Origin of the sequence: Micromonospora sp. SL4-19, assembly GCF_047921475.1 — a bacterium.
Taxonomy (GTDB): domain Bacteria; phylum Actinomycetota; class Actinomycetes; order Mycobacteriales; family Micromonosporaceae; genus Micromonospora.
In genome coordinates this window covers 26,130-40,022 of sequence record NZ_JBLROB010000029.1, presented here as the reverse complement: position 1 = coordinate 40,022, position 13,893 = coordinate 26,130, and the positions used below count along the sequence as shown (strand labels likewise).

Sequence of the window (13,893 nt, the reverse complement as noted above, 5' to 3'; positions counted from 1 at the left end):
CGGTCGACTTCTGCCGCACCCCCGGTTAACCGGAGAACAAGACGTGACAATTCACACCCGGCGTACGACGAACGGGCCCGTGCCGTCGGGTGGACGGCACGGGCCCGCGGTCGTACGGACGGTCAGGCCTGGCGGATGGCCTCACCCTCGATCTCGATCTTAATCTTCTTGCCGACCAGGACGCCGCCGGTCTCCAGGGCGACGTTCCAGGTGAGACCGAAGTCCTCACGGTCGATCTCGGTGCTCGCCGAAAAGCCGAAGATGTCCTGACCGAACGGGCTGCGGCCGACGCCCTCGAACTCGACCTCCAGGTCCACCGGGCGGGTGACGCCGCGGATGGTCAGCTCGCCGGAGAGGACGAACTCGTCGCCGTCCCGCGACTTCACGCCGGTGCTGCGGAACTCCAGCGTCGGGAACTGCTCGACATCGAGGAAGTCGGGGCTGCGCAGGTGGCCGTCCCGGTCGGCCTGGGTGGTGTCGATGCTGGCCGCCTGAATGGTGGCGGTCACCGAGGACTGCATGGGGTCCTCGGCGATGGTGATCGTGGCGGCCGCGTCGCCGAACTCACCGCGAACCTTGCTCACCATCATGTGCCGGGCGACGAAACCGACCCGCTTGTGAGCCGCGTCCAGCAGGTAGGTGCCGGCGGCCGGGATGGTGAGGCCCTCCCAGGCGCGGGTAACCGCTTCGGTGCTGCTGGTCATGGTGCTGTCCTCCAGGAAGATTGTTGAGTAGTCCAACGACTGACTGAGCAACTATAGCCGCAGCAATATTCCCTGTGTCAAGGACTGCTAGGATGGCCTCGTGAACCAGAACGTGTTCGACGACCCCCGGATCACCGCCGTCGGCCTCCTCGTCGAGGCGCACGCCGGGCTGTCGGCCCGGTTCGCCGCCCAGCTCGAGGAGCACGGCCTCTCCCCGGTCGAGTTCGAGGTGCTCACCCGGCTCGCCCGGTCACCCGGCAACCAGCTGCGGATGACCGACCTCGCCGCCCAGACCTCCCTGTCCACCAGCGGGGTCACCCGGGTGGTCGACCGGATGGAGCGCGACGGCCTGCTGTGCCGCCGGGCCTGCCCGTCCGACCGGCGCAGCTCGTACGCGGTGGTCACCGCGACCGGCCTGGCCCGGCTGGACGAGACCCTGCCCGGGCACCTGCAGATCATCGAACAGTGGTTCACCGGCCAGCTCGAGCCGGCCGCGCTGGAGGCCCTCCTCGACGGCCTGCGCCGGGTCCGCGACGCGGTCCACCCCGGGGCGACCGCCGGCAGCACCCCGGCCGGCGAGCCCACCGCCGCCGGCTGCTGAGCCGGCGGGCCGCATCACCGGCAGAAAGACCGGCAGAACCAGCGAGCGACGGGGACACAGCTCACAAGGTCGTACGAATCGCCCAAGCGGCGCGGATAGGCTTTTCGACAAGCGGGGGGCGCACCGGGGGGTGCCGGCGCGAGCGATGAGCGAGGGGCAGAACCAGGGGGCTTCTTCGCTCGCGCCGCCCCCGCTCTCCGCACCACACCCCGCAATGCGGCCGCCCGAACGACAGCCTCGCGGAGTCGTCCCGGGCGGTCAGCCCCGGCGGGCGCGCCTCCCGCGGCCCGCCACCCGCTCGTAGAGCAGGGCCTCCTCGCCGGGGACCAGGCTGATCCCGCTGGATCGCCGCGCCCGGTCGAGCCGGTGCAGCACCGTGAGGTCGGCGTTGCTCGCCGTCAGCCCCACCAGCGCCTCGATCACGTCCCGCCGGTTCCGACCGTCGACCGCCGCCTCGGCCGCCGCGGCGAACCACTCGGCCGCCAGCTCCCGGTCGCCGCAGCGCAACGCGAGATGCCCCTCGATCAGCGCGCAGACGGCGTCCTCCGCCCGGCGGGTGGGCTCCTCCCCGGCACCGGGCCGGTTCACGCTCTCCCCGACGGACGGTGCACGCGGCCCGGGCACCGGCCGGGTTGGCCGCAGCTCAGCGACCACCTCCAGCGCCTCGGCCGCCCGCCCCTCCTGGGCGAGCGCCAGCCCGACCGTGCCCAGCACCCGGCGGCGGCGCCTCGGATCGCCCAGCTCGGCGAGGGTCGCCGCCGCCCGCCGCCCCTGCTCCACGGCATCGACGTACCGGCCCTCCAGGCGGGTCACCTCGGCGAGGTCGGCCCGGGCCAGCACCCGGAGCCGCTGGTCCCCGGACTGGGCGGCGAGCCGGTCCACCGCCGCCAGTCGACGCCGTGCCCCGGCCAGGTTGCCCACCCGTACGTCGTGCCAGGTCAGGTACGTCTGGGCGACGGCCATGTCGCGCGTCCGGCCGTGCCGGGCGGCCAGTTCCAGCAGCACCTCGGCCTGCTCCCGGGCCTCTGCGTGGTCTGCGGCGGGCAGCAGTGCGCAGAGCGTCGCGCGGGCCGACAGCTCCCCGGCCACCTCCCCGGCATCCCGGAAGGCGGCCAACGCTGCCTGCGCCGCGGGAAGCTCCTCCGCGTCGGCGCCGTGCTCGGCGGCCAGCTGGGCCGCCCCGAGCAGTGCCCAGGCCCGCAGCACCGGGTCGGCGTCGGCGGTACGCGGGTCGTCCAGCAACCGCCGCAACCACTGCCGTCCGGAGACGTCCCGGCCCCGCAGCCGCCACCAGCGGGGCAACGCCGCCGCCAGTCGCAGCGCGGTCACCGGATCGTCGCCGGCGGCGTGCGTCAGGGCCGCATTGATGTCGCTCGTCGTCTCGTCCAGCAGGTGCACCGCGGCGGCCAGGTCCGCACCGGCCAGGTTCGGGGCGGCGCGGACCACCAGCTCGGTGACCACGAGCGCGTGCCGGTGGCGGATCCGGAGCAGCTCGCCCTCCCCGACAGCCTGCTCGGTGGCGAAGTCGCGTACCGCGTCCAGGAGGCGGAACCGGAACGGGCCGGCGCCCCGGACGCTGAGCAGGCCGAGTTCGAGCAGCCGGTCCAGCAGGGGCACCGCGTCCCACCGCTGGCCACCGTCGGCGAGCAGGTCCTCGGCCAGCTCCACCGACCAGCGGTTACGGAACGCCGAGAGCCGCCGCAGCGCCGACCGTTCCCCCGGCGCGAGCAACCGGAAGCTGGTCGCCACCGCCTCGCGCAGGGTCACCGTGCCCGGCGCACGGTCGGCGGGCTCCCAGCCGGAGCGGCCACCGGTGGCGAGGTCGAGGACGCGGTCGCCGTACCGGTCCAGCAGCTCGGTGACGTCGAGGATCCGACCGCGCGCCGCCATCAGCTCGATGGCCAGCGGCAGGCCGCCGAGGCGGCGGACCAGCGCGGCGAGCGCCGGCAACTCGGCCGCGCTGGGCGGCTCGCGGCGGGCCTGCGCGAGCCGGGCGGTGAAAAGCGCCGCCGCCGGCCAGCGCGCCAGCTCGGCCGGATCCGCCGGCACCGTGCCGACCGGCGGCACGTCCAGCGGCGCGACCGGCCGGACCAGCTCGCCGGGAAGGCCGGCCGGGCGCCGGCCGGTCACCAGCACCCGCAGCGTCGGTGCCGCCCCGGCCAGCGTCCGCAATGCCTCCGCCACCGGCCCGGGTGCCCGTTCCACCGCGTCCAGCAGCAGCAGCGCCGGTCGGCCGGCGAGCCGGCCCGCGAGGTCGGCGAGCCGGCCCACGCCGAGCACCGCGACCGACGCGGCCAGCACGTCGTCGGCGTCCGAGCCCTCGCTGACCAGCACCCCGGCGACGCCGGCCGGATAGTCGGCGGCCACCGCGTGCGCGACGGTGAGGGCGAGCGCGGTCTTGCCGACGCCGGCGAGGCCGACCAGGCTCACCACCGGATGCACGGCGTCCAGCAGGGTGGCCACCTCGGCGACGTCTCGGTCCCGGCCGATCAGCGGGACCGGCTGCGGCAGCGCGATCGGCGCACCGGATCCGCTGTCGACGGGGGCGGTGACCGCGAGGGGCTCTGCGGCCGGGCGCGGCGGTGCGGCCGGGGCCGGCCGGGCCGCGGCGCGGAACGCCTGCCGGGTGTCGTCGGTCAGGCCGAGGGCGTCGGCGAGCAGGTCGACGGTGGTGCGCTGGGGCCGCGCGGACCGGCCCCGCTCCAGATCGCGGACGGTCCGCACCCCGACGCCGGCCCGGGCGGCCAGCTCGGCCTGGGTGAGGCCGGCGGCGAGCCGGTGCCCGCGCAGCAGGCCGGACAGAAGGGTACGACCATCCGGGCTCCGCGAACGATCACGATCCGGAGTCATGGGCTCGAAGAGTACGGACGGGGTACGACCCTCCACAGCTGATCGTCGCCCAGCCGTCACGAGCGGATATCCGACACAATCGTCCCGAGCTTCATGCGCCGGGGCCGGCCGTCCTCACATGCCGAGGTCGCGGGCGATGATCATGCGCTGCACCTCGCTGGTGCCCTCGCCGATCTCCAGGATCTTCGAGTCCCGCCAGAAGCGGGCCACCGGGTACTCGTTCATGAAGCCGTAGCCGCCGTGGATCTGGGTGGCCTCCCGGGCGTTGTCCACGGCGATGGTGCTGGCGTGCAGCTTGGCTATCGCGGCCTGGCGCTTGAACGGCTCGCCGGCCAGCATCCGCGCCGCCGCGTCGTAGTACGCCAGCCGGGCGGTGTGCGCCTTCATCTCCATGTCGGCGATCTTGAACTGGATCGCCTGGTAGTTGCCGATCGCCCGGCCGAAGGCGTGGCGCTCCTTCGCGTACTTGATCGACTCGTCGACGCAGCCCTGGGCGAGGCCGACGGCCAGGGCGGCGATGGCGATCCGCCCCTCGTCGAGGATGCGCAGGAACTGGGCAAAGCCCCGGCCCCGCTCGCCGAGCAGGTTGGCCGCCGGGACCCGGCAGTCGTCGAAGATCAGCTCGTGGGTGTCCGAGGCGGTCCAGCCCACCTTGGAGTAGCCAGGGGCGACCGTGAATCCGGGCGTACCCGACGGGACGATGATGGTGGACAGCTCCTTCGAACCGTCCGGGTTCGTCCCGGTGACCGCGGTGACCGTGACCAGCGCGGTGATGTCGGTGCCCGAGTTGGTGATGAATGCCTTCGAGCCGTTGATCACCCACTCGTCGCCGTCCAGCACCGCGCGGGTCTGGGTGCCGCCGGCGTCCGAACCGGTGCCCGGCTCGGTCAGCCCGAAGCCGGCCAGCGCCTCGCCGCTGAGCAGCTTCGGCAGCCACTGCGCCTTCTGCTCGGCTGTGCCGAACCGGTAGATCGGCATCGCGCCGAGGGAGACCGCCGCCTCCAGGGTGATCGCCACGCTGGAGTCGACGCGGGCGAGCTCCTCCAGGGCCAGGCAGAGTGCGAAGTAGTCGCCACCCATGCCGCCGTGCTCCTCGGGGAAGGGCAGCCCGAACAGGCCCATCTTGCCCATCTGGCGGATGATCTCGTACGGGAAGGTGTGCCGCTCGTAGTGCTCGGCGATGACCGGCGCCACCACCTCACGGGCGAAGTCCCGCACGCTCTCCCGCAGCGCCTCTTGTTCCTCGCTGAGCCGGAAGTCCATCTGATCCTCCTGTGTGGATGGGCCGCCGTGGCGCTCGTGACGCCGGGACGGGTCGTGCGGTGGCAGCGCGGGGGTGGCTGCGGCGGGGGTCAGACCGGGGTGACGCCGTGCCGGCGCTTCGAGAAGTGCCGCTCCTTGCCGCGCGCGGCGGCGAACCGGCGGACCAGCTCCGCGCGCAGCTCGTGCGGCTCGACGATCGCGTCGACCACCAGCTCGCTGGCGAGCCGGACGATGTCGATGTCCCGCTCGTACTCCTCGCGCTTGGTGGCGACGAAGGCGGCCCGCTCGGTCTCGTCCTCGATCGCGGCGATCTTGTTGGCGTAGACGGCGTTGACCGCGGCCTCCGCACCCATCACGGCGATCTTGGCGGTGGGCAGCGCGATCGTGGCGTCCGGCTCGAAGCCCGGGCCGGCCATCGCGTAGAGGCCGGCACCGTACGCCTTGCGGACCACCACACAGATCTTGGGAACGGTCGCCTCGGAGATCGCCGTGATCATCTTGGCGCCGTGCCGGATGATGCCCTGCTTCTCCACCGCGCTGCCGACCATGAAGCCGGGCACGTCGGAGAGGAACAGCAGCGGCACGTTGAACGCGTCGCAGAGCTGCACGAAGCGGGTGGCCTTGTCGGCCGAGTCGACGAAGAGCACGCCGCCCTTGAACATCGAGTTGTTGCCGACCACACCGACGACCTCGCCGTTCAACCGACCGAAGCCGATGGTCAGCTCCTTGGCCCAGAGCGCCTGGATCTCGAAGAAGCTGTCCTCGTCGAGCAGGCCCTTGACGTACCGGCGCATGTCGAACGCCTGTCGCTCGCTGGCCGGGACCAGCGCGGCCAGGTCGGCCTTCGCGGGCGCTTCCCCGGCCGACGCGGCCGGCGGCGCCTGCGTCCAGTTCGCCGGCAGGTAGGACAGGTAGCGCTTGACCACGTCGAGCGCCTCGGCCTCGGTCTTGCAGAGGAAGTGCCCGACGCCGGACTCGGCGCAGTGCACCTTGGCCCCGCCCATCGCCTCCAGGGTGGTCTTCTCGCCGGTGACCATCTCGACCATCCGGTCGGAGCCGAGGTACATGCTGGCGTTGCCGTCCACCATGGCGACCACGTCGCAGAACGCCGGGATGTACGCCCCGCCGGCCGCGCTGGGTCCGAACAGCGCGCAGACCTGCGGGATCGAACCGGAGGCGCGGACCTGGTTCCAGAAGATCTTTCCGGCACCCCGCCGGCCGGGGAACAGCTCGACCTGGTCGGTGATCCGGGCCCCGGCCGAGTCGACCAGGTAGACCATCGGCACGCCGGTCGAGTACGCCCGTTCGATGATCCGGATGATCTTCTCGACGGTACGCGCACCCCAGCTCCCGGCCTTGACCGTGGAGTCGTTCGCCATCAGGCAGACCGGGCGGCCGTCGATGGTGGCCGTGCCGGTGACCACGCCGTCGGCGGGCAGCCCCTCGGCCTGCGCGTTGGCGTAGAGGCCGTCCTCGACGAAGGAGCCCTCGTCGACCAGGAGCGCGACCCGCTCGCGGGCGAACAGCTTGCCCTTGGCGGCGTTCGCCGCGTGGTATTTGTCCGCACCGCCGGCCTTGGCGCGCTTTCGCAGCTGCTCCAGAGCCTCACCGTCGAGCGTCACGCCGACTCCCTCGCCACCCGCGCCTCGTGGGCGCGCCGACCGACCTGAACGATCGTTAGGCTAGCGCATCGGGGCACGATCCGGCGACCGCCTCACCCGCTGACCCGTGCCCGTCCCGGGCTTACCGGGCCGGTTGTCGATCAAGGGGGGGCTTGCGTCCTGGCCCCGGCTGGGCGCGGACGCAAGCCCCTTGATCCGACTGGCTTCGGCGGTTGGGGCCCGTCAGGCGGGAAGGGGGGTGAGACGGGTGCGGGGGCCGGCGCGGAGGACGCCGGAGGGGAGCTTCTTGCCGACCAGGTGCTCGGCCAGTTCGGCCACCTCGATCAGGGCGTCCAGGTCGATCCCGGTGTCGATGCCCATGTCGTGCAGCATGTGCACGGCCTCCTCGGTGGCCAGGTTGCCGCTGGCCCCCGGGGCGTACGGGCAGCCGCCGAGGCCGCCGACGCTGGCGTCGAACTCGGTGACCCCCAGCTCCATGGCGGTCAGCAGGTTCGCCAGGGCGGTGCCCCGGGTGTTGTGGAAGTGCAGCAGCACGGGGATGTGCGCGTTGCGGTCGCGTACCGCGGTGATCAGCTCGCGGACCCGACGGGGGGTGCCCATGCCGGTGGTGTCGCCGAAGGCCACCCGGTCGGCGCCGTCGCGGGCCACCCGGTCGACGATGCCGGCGACCCGCCGCGGGTCGACGTCCCCCTCGTACGGGCAGCCGAAGCTGGTCGCGATGATCACCTCGGCCCGGGCGCCGGCACCGTGCAGCAGGTCGATCAGCTCGGCGATGTCGTCGAGCGACTCCTCGGTGGAGCGGTTGACGTTGCGCCGGTTGTGGGTGTCGCTGGCCGACACCACCACCTCGATCTCGGTGAAGCCGGCGGCCAGGGCGCGCTGGGCGCCGCGGGTGTTCGGCACCAGGGCGGAGTAGCGCACCCCCTCGGCCCTGGCGGCCCGCCGCCACACCTCGTCGGCGTCGGCCATCTGCGGGATCGCCTTCGGATGCACGAAGGAGACAGCCTCGATCCGCCGCACTCCGCTGTGGGACAGCGCGTCGAGCAGACGCACCTTGGCGTCGGTGGGGATCGGCTCCTCGTTCTGGAGTCCGTCGCGCGGCCCGACCTCCCGGATCGACACGAAGTCCGGCAGTTCCGCCATAAGGGGTCACCTCACTGTGACGGTGTTACGTGATGGGTGCCCTCCAGCATGTCACCCCGGCGGGTCAGCGCATGCGGGAGACGATGCCGGTGTCGTAGTCGCCGGAGAGGAACTCGTCGTTCTCCAAGAGCTCGGCGAAGAAGGGAACGTTGTTCTTCGGGCCGACGATCTCGAACTGGGCCACCGCCGCCTTCGCCCGCTCGACGGCCTCGGTGCGGTCCTTGCCGCTCACGATCAGCTTGGCCATCAGGCTGTCGTAGAACGGGGTCACCGTGTTGCCGGCGACGTAGCCGGAGTCGACGCGTACGCCCGCACCGGCGGGCTCGTTCCAGGTGGTGATCGCACCCGGTCCGGGGAGGAACCGCTTCGGGTCCTCGGCGTTGATCCGCAGCTCGATGGCGTGCCCGCGCGGGGCCAGCGCGTCCGGGTCGAAGGTGGGGGCGAGGCCCGCGGCCACCCGCAGCTGCTCCTCGACCAGGTCGACGCCGTAGACGTACTCGGTGACCGGGTGCTCCACCTGGAGCCGGGTGTTCATCTCCAGGAAGAAGAACTCCTGCGTCGCAGGATCCAACAGGCACTCCACGGTCCCGGCGTTGCGGTAGTTGACCGCCTCGCCGGCACGTACCGCCGCCGCGAGGAAGCGCTCACGCAACTCCGGGGAGACCGCCGGGGACGGCGACTCCTCGACCAGCTTCTGGTTGCGCCGCTGCACCGAGCACTCCCGCTCACCGAGGGCGACCACCCGGCCGTCGGCCAGGCCGAGGATCTGCACCTCGACGTGGCGTACGCGGGGGAAGTAGCGCTCGATCAGCACCGAGCCGTCGCCGAACATCCGCTCGGCGAACGAGCGGACCTTGTCGTACTCGGTGCGCAGCGCGGCTTCGTCGGCGGCCACGCCCATGCCCATGCCGCCACCACCGGCCGCCGCCTTGACCATCACCGGGTAGCCGATCTCCGCGGCGGCGGCCACCGCCGCGTCCAGGTCGGTCGCCGGGTCGGTGGTGCCGGGGGCCACCGGAACCCCGGCCGCCGCCATCAGGTTCCGAGCGTTGATCTTGTCACCCATTGCGGTGATCGCGTCCGCGCCGGGTCCGACCCAGATCAGGCCGCTGGCCTCGACGGTACGGGCGAAGTCGGCGTTCTCCGACAGGAAGCCGTAGCCGGGGTGGATGGCCTGGGCACCGGTCGCCTTGGCGGCGGCGAGGATGGCCTCGACATTCCGGTAGCTCTGCGCCGGGTTGGCCGGGCCGACGCAGACCGCCTCGTCCGCCTCGGTCACGAACGGCAGGCCGGCGTCGGCCTCCGAGTGCACCGCGATCGCGCGGATCCCGAGTCGCTTGGCGGTACGGATGATCCGGCGGGCGATCTCGCCCCGGTTGGCGACCAGCAGCGACTCGATCATGTTTCCTCCCGGCGTCCAGGGGTGGGGACGGATGCTAGGGAACCACGAGCCGCAGGTTACTCACGAGTTGGCCGGGCCGGGACCGATCAGGTCGGATCGGTCGGGGCGAGCAGGGCCGCGAGCGTCGCGCCGCGCAGCAGCTCGGCCCGACGGTGGCGGTCGACCTCGCCACCGAGGAACGGGGTGGAGTTCATCAGGCCGAAGGCGGCGTGGGCGAGCACCCGCGCCGCGCCGGCCGGCAGCCCCGGGTGCAGTGCGGTCAGCACCGTCACCCACTCCTCGACGTACATCCGCTGCAGCCGGCGGATCCGGCGGCGCGGCTCGTCGGGCAGGCGGTCCAGCTCGTGCAGGTGCAGCGCGATCACCGCCGGATTGGCCAGTGCGAATTCGACGTGGAAGTCGATCAGTGACTCCAGCGTGCCGCGCGGGTCGTCCGGGTGGTTGGCCGCGCGCTCCTGCCCACCGGCGAGCAGACCCTCGCTGACCGGGACCAGCGCGGCGACCAGCATCGCCTCCTTGCCGGCGAAGTGGTGGTAGAGGGCCGGGCCGGTCACCCCGGCGGCGGCGCCGATGTCGTCCATCGACACCCCGTGGTAGCCGCGGGCGGCGAAGAGTCCCACCGCGATCTCCAGGATCTCGTCCCGCCGGGACCGACGTCGACCCGTACCCGTCGCTCCGTTCGCCGCACCTCGCGCCCGCTGTTCCACCGCCACCGGACCAGCCTAGACCTCGGGTGCGAAACGGTGGAGGCTCGGTTACCCGTCGGTTGGATCACGTCTCCGCCACCGGCGCCCGGGGTCCGTCCCCCGTCCACGGCCCGTCCCGTTTCGGCCGCTTGACCCTCGACCCGGTGCAGGCCGCAGGGTCCCTGGGCATGACTTCCGTGCTCGGCCGCGACTACCGGCTGCTCTGGTCCGCCGCCGTCTCCTCCCGGTTCGGCGACGCCCTGCGTACGCCGGCACTGGCCCTGCTGGCTGCCACGCTCACCCGCGATCCGCGGGCGATCGCCGCGGTGACCGTCGCCGGGCAGCTCCCGCCGTTGTTCTTCGGCCTGCTCGGCGGCGCGTACGCCGACCGGTGGGACCGCCGCCGGACGATGGCGGCGGTGGACGGGACGCGGGCCGTCGTGGTGGCCGTCCTGGCCCTGCTGGTGGCCACCGGCCGGGCCGGCATGGCCACGCTGGCGGCCGCCGCGTTCCTGCTCGCCGCCCTCGGCACGCTCTTCGACGCGGCCTCGTTCGCCGTGCTGCCGTCGCTGGTGCCCGCGGACACCCTGCCCACCGCCAACGGCCGCCTCCAGGCCGGTACCGCCGTCGCGGGCGGGTTCCTCGGCGCACCCCTCGCCGGCCTGCTCTTCGCCCTCGCCGCACCGCTTCCGTTCGCCCTGGACGCCCTCACCTTCACCCTGGCCGCCCTCCTCATCCTCACCGTGTCGACCCGCCCCGCGCCGCGATCTTGCAGTTGCGGCCCCCGTGAACGCGCGGAAAAGGAAGGCATGAGGAGCCACAACTGCAACATCGGCGGGACGGGACGGGGGTCCGTGTGGCGGGAGGCGTGGGCGGGGGTGCGGTGGGTGTGGGGGAAGCGGGTGTTGAAGGGGGTGACCCTGGCGACTGCGGGGTCGAACCTGGCCATCAGCGGTGTCATGGCGGTGCTGGTGTTGTACGCGCTCGAGGTGCTGCGGGTGCCGCCGGCCGCCTACGGCCTGTTCGCGGCGGGAGCAGTGGTCGGCGGACTGGTCGGGGCGCTCGCCGCCGGGCGGGTGGCGCGACGCTTCGGCACACTGCCCGCGCTGCGCGGCGTGCTGCTCGGGCAGGCCGTGGCGCTGGCCGGGTTCGCGCTGGCCCGGCACCGGCTGGCCGGAGGCGTCGCGCTGGCCTGCTTCGCCGCCGGCACGACGATCTGGAACAGCCTCTGGTCGGCGTACGGGCAGCGGCACGTGCCGCCCGAGCTGCTCGGCCGGGTCGGTGCGGCGCAGCGGGTGATCGGGCTGACCAGCGCACCGGTCGGGGCGGCGCTGGCCGGGTTCGCCGCCCAGGCGTACGGGGTAGCCCCGGTGGGCTGGGCGGCGGCCGGCGTCTTCGCCCTGGTCACCGCCGGGGCCTGGCGGGCCCTACGGGAGGTGGGTTCCCGCTCCGAGCTCCGGGCGGATCCGGTGCCGCGTCCCTAGGCTGGAGCGGACGGCGAGAGGAGGACGGGGTGACGCAGCCCGACGAGGCCCAACTACCGGGCCGGCAGCGGATGCTGGCGGGCGTGCTGCTCGCCGGCGCCGGCCTCTTCGACGCCATCTCCGGTGTCACCGACCTGAGCAACGACCAGTACGTGGTGTTCACCCCGGAGGGGATCTACCACGTCGACGTGGTCGACGTGACCGGCTGGATGTGGGCCCACATGGCGACCGGGGCGCTCATGGTGCTGGGCGGAATCCTGCTCGTCTCCGGCCGCCGCTGGTCGATCCGGTTCGCCGCGGCGGTGGCGGTGGGGGGCATCGGCCTGCACCTGATCCTGCTTCCCTTTCACCCGGTCTGGGCGGTGCTCGTGATCGGGCTGGCGGTGGCCACCCTCGTGCTGCTCGTGCGCTGCCGGCGGGGAACTCCGCGCGGCGAGGTCAACCCGACTGGCAGACCTTTCCGGTGAAGGCCGGGTCGGGCAGGTGCTCGGCCCGCCAGACCGGGTTGAGCGAGAGCGCCAGCGGCGGGGCCTGCCAGGCGGCGGAGAACTCCTGGAGCTGGGTGTAGCCGCCCTCGGGTTGGCTGACCGACTCGCCCTCCAGGAAGTTGAGCAGATGCTCCTGGACGACCGGCGTGGCGAGCAGGCCGCCGTGCACGGCCGGCATCTCGAAGACCGGGACGCGGGTGAACTCGCCGGGTGGTGCCTCGGTCGCCGTGGTGGTCGGCAGAAACGCCACGATGCGCACCCCGGGCACCGGGCACATCATGTCGTTGCGGTAGAAGGGGGCGTTGTCCAGCAGCGACCGGATGAACGGTTCCTCCGGCCCGCTGCCGCTGTGGGCGACGGCGTTGACGGCGCCGAAGAGGATTCGCAGCTCCCACCCGGCGGCGATGCCCCAGCCCTCGGACGCCCCGACCGGGGGATAGTAGGCGCGGCCGGCATTGATCAGCGGGCTGAACATGGCCAGCGTGTCCACCGCCGGATGCGGATGGTCGGCCAGGTAGGTCCGGGACACCATCGACCCCTCACTCTGCCCCACCAGTGCCACCGGCCGGCCGGTCCGCCGATGCAACAGGTCCACCTGCGTGGCCAGCAGCCCCACGCTGGTCGCGATCGACTTGTAGGTGTCCCGGGCGGAGTACGGCAGCGGCCGGCCCTGCGGGTCCATGCCCCGATAGGAGAACTCCTGCACGTTCGGGTCGACGGCCGGCCGCCCATCGTAGGTGCTCCCGTGGCCGTCCACGAAGATCACCGCGTGCCGGACGTCGGCCGGCAGCGGCCGGTCGAGCACCAGCGCGCGCCCTTTCGGTGATGTCCCGGGCAGGAGCTGCAGCAACGGCTGCACCACCACCGGCACGACGAAGGCGAGCAGCACGGCCAGCGGCGCCACCGGCACCCTCGACCACTTCACCGGGCGGCGTGGCAACAGGGCGGCCGCCACGGTGCGCTGCCAGAGCAACCCGTTGGCCAGCCCGGCAACGGCCGAAACCGGTCCGGTCCACCCGATCGGGACCACCCAGGTCACCCCGCCGGCCACGGTGAGCACCACGAAGTTGAGCAGGGACCAGCCGACCAGCTCGATCGAGGGCAGCCCGCGCCACCAGCTGCGGACCACGGCCGCACGTTGCAGGAACGGCGCGAGCAGGAACAGCGGCAGCAGCGACGCGAACAGCAGCCAGGAGAGGGCGACCACCGAGGCGGCGATCGACAGGGACGCCCAGGGTGAGACCACTGCGGTGATCACCGCGGACAGCACGAGGTTTCGCCGGAGCAGCCAGCGCAGGCTCGGCCGGGGCAGCTGCCGGGGCCAGGCCAGGGCGACCAGCCCGGTGGTGAGCAAGGCCCGGAACAGGATGAGCGCGACCAGTCCGATGGCGAAGGTCAGCCACGAGTCGTGGTAGACGAGCAACCACCGCAGGTCGTGATACGTGTCGTACGGCCAGACCGCGGAGACCTGCGGCGCCAGCCCCTCGGCGGCACGGAACCCCACCACGTCGAGAACGAGGCCCTCGACGGCGGGCGGCACCGCGGCCAGCACGAGCAGGCCGACGAGACGCTTGTCCAGGCGACCCACGCGCCCTCCCTCGGCTGCTCCGACGACCGCTCATCCAGCCTGCCCGGTCGGATGGCGGGCGG

At 72.9% G+C, this 13,893-nt stretch carries 11 protein-coding genes; 3 read left to right on the top strand and 8 right to left on the bottom strand.

The window, feature by feature from the left end; translation table 11 throughout:
- Positions 1 to 122: 122 nt before the first annotated feature.
- On the bottom strand, positions 123 to 704 hold the full coding sequence (locus ACNAVT_RS25830) for a YceI family protein (protein WP_416299888.1): 582 nt from the start codon (positions 702 to 704) through the stop codon (positions 123 to 125).
- 100 nt (positions 705 to 804) lie between these two features.
- Between ACNAVT_RS25830 and ACNAVT_RS25825 the strand changes: the two genes are divergently transcribed.
- Positions 805 to 1,305, top strand: coding sequence for a MarR family winged helix-turn-helix transcriptional regulator (locus ACNAVT_RS25825; RefSeq protein ID WP_416299887.1), 501 nt, complete (start codon positions 805 to 807; stop codon positions 1,303 to 1,305).
- Between the two features lie 258 nt (positions 1,306 to 1,563).
- Here ACNAVT_RS25825 and ACNAVT_RS25820 read toward each other — a convergent pair whose 3' ends face one another.
- The 6 genes from ACNAVT_RS25820 to ACNAVT_RS25795 form a co-directional block, all read right to left on the bottom strand.
- Positions 1,564 to 4,155: an ATP-binding protein gene (locus tag ACNAVT_RS25820; protein WP_416299885.1), complete on the bottom strand. Its 2,592-nt coding sequence runs from the start codon at positions 4,153 to 4,155 to the stop codon at positions 1,564 to 1,566.
- A gap of 114 nt (positions 4,156 to 4,269) precedes the next feature.
- Positions 4,270 to 5,418: an acyl-CoA dehydrogenase family protein gene (locus ACNAVT_RS25815; protein WP_416299883.1), complete on the bottom strand. Its 1,149-nt coding sequence runs from the start codon at positions 5,416 to 5,418 to the stop codon at positions 4,270 to 4,272.
- 89 nt (positions 5,419 to 5,507) lie between these two features.
- Positions 5,508 to 7,040 (bottom strand): acyl-CoA carboxylase subunit beta, encoded by a 1,533-nt coding sequence (locus ACNAVT_RS25810; protein ID WP_416299881.1) that lies wholly within the window; start codon positions 7,038 to 7,040, stop codon positions 5,508 to 5,510.
- A gap of 222 nt (positions 7,041 to 7,262) precedes the next feature.
- Positions 7,263 to 8,183 carry a hydroxymethylglutaryl-CoA lyase gene (locus ACNAVT_RS25805; RefSeq protein ID WP_416299879.1) on the bottom strand — a complete coding sequence of 307 codons (921 nt, stop codon included), beginning with the start codon at positions 8,181 to 8,183 and terminating at the stop codon, positions 7,263 to 7,265.
- Positions 8,184 to 8,247: 64 nt separating this feature from the next.
- Positions 8,248 to 9,585 carry an acetyl-CoA carboxylase biotin carboxylase subunit gene (locus ACNAVT_RS25800; protein ID WP_416299877.1) on the bottom strand — a complete coding sequence of 446 codons (1,338 nt, stop codon included), beginning with the start codon at positions 9,583 to 9,585 and terminating at the stop codon, positions 8,248 to 8,250.
- An 86-nt stretch (positions 9,586 to 9,671) separates the two neighbouring features.
- Positions 9,672 to 10,298, bottom strand: a complete 627-nt coding sequence (locus ACNAVT_RS25795) for a TetR/AcrR family transcriptional regulator (RefSeq protein ID WP_416299875.1) — start codon at positions 10,296 to 10,298, stop codon at positions 9,672 to 9,674.
- Between the two features lie 161 nt (positions 10,299 to 10,459).
- Here ACNAVT_RS25795 and ACNAVT_RS25790 point away from each other — a divergent pair, with 161 nt between their 5' ends.
- Both ACNAVT_RS25790 and ACNAVT_RS25785 read left to right on the top strand, forming a co-directional pair.
- The gene (locus ACNAVT_RS25790; RefSeq protein ID WP_416299874.1) at positions 10,460 to 11,755 is read left to right on the top strand and encodes an MFS transporter; all 1,296 of its coding nucleotides are present in this window, start codon (positions 10,460 to 10,462) and stop codon (positions 11,753 to 11,755) included.
- A 29-nt stretch (positions 11,756 to 11,784) separates the two neighbouring features.
- Positions 11,785 to 12,222 (top strand): hypothetical protein, encoded by a 438-nt coding sequence (locus tag ACNAVT_RS25785; protein WP_416299872.1) that lies wholly within the window; start codon positions 11,785 to 11,787, stop codon positions 12,220 to 12,222.
- Here the strand turns inward: ACNAVT_RS25785 and ACNAVT_RS25780 are convergent.
- Positions 12,194 to 13,831 (bottom strand): hypothetical protein, encoded by a 1,638-nt coding sequence (locus tag ACNAVT_RS25780; RefSeq protein ID WP_416299870.1) that lies wholly within the window; start codon positions 13,829 to 13,831, stop codon positions 12,194 to 12,196. The genes ACNAVT_RS25785 and ACNAVT_RS25780 overlap by 29 nt on opposite strands.
- Between the last annotated feature and the right edge of the window lie 62 nt (positions 13,832 to 13,893).